The sequence below is a fragment of the Micromonospora deserti genome, from assembly GCF_003236335.1.
GTDB lineage: Bacteria > Actinomycetota > Actinomycetes > Mycobacteriales > Micromonosporaceae > Micromonospora > Micromonospora deserti.
Window position 1 is genome coordinate 1 of record NZ_POUB01000544.1, and the last position, 608, is coordinate 608.

At 67.4% G+C, this 608-nt stretch carries 1 protein-coding gene; it reads right to left on the reverse strand.

The features are described from left to right. Positions 1-557, reverse strand: a 557-nt coding sequence (locus C1I99_RS31825; protein ID WP_369122454.1) for a pectate lyase family protein, incomplete at its 3' end; no start/stop codon positions are given. Between the last annotated feature and the right edge of the window lie 51 nt (positions 558-608).

Here is a 608-nt window from a genome sequence, read left to right on the forward strand (position 1 = left end):
TGCGTGCCGTCGAAGAAGTTGTGATGGTACGTCACGTGCAGCCGGCCCTCGTCCTGCGCGGCGTTGCCGTCGCTGTGTCCGAGCAGCATGTTCTTGTCGTGGGTGCTGTGGTTCCACGAAATGGTCACGTAGTCCGACCCGCGCTTGACGTCCAGCGCGCCGTCGACGCCGCTGGTGTTGAGGAAACTGTTGTGGTCCATCCACACGTGGTGGGAGAACATCTGCACGTTGATGGCGTCGTCGTCCCAGCCGCTGAAGGTCAGGTTCCGGATGATGACGTTGTGCACGGCGTTCGCCGGTGGCGAGGTGATGCTGTCATCGAGCGGCAGCCCGATGTTCAGGCCACCACCGGTGATCCGGCCGGTGGAGCCCAGCCCGACGATGGTCTTGTCCGAGGTGACGTCGTGCATCGGCCCGGGCAGGTCGATCGCCCCGGAGACCTGGATCACCAGCGGACCGGGCTGCGCGATCGCGTCGAGGAACTCGCTCGCGGTATCCACCGTCACGGTCTGACCGCCCGCGCCCCCGGTGGTGCCGTTCTGACCCAGGGCGTTCATGGCCGCGTACCCGTCCGCCTGGCCGGCCGGCGGGGGCGCGGGCGGTCAGAC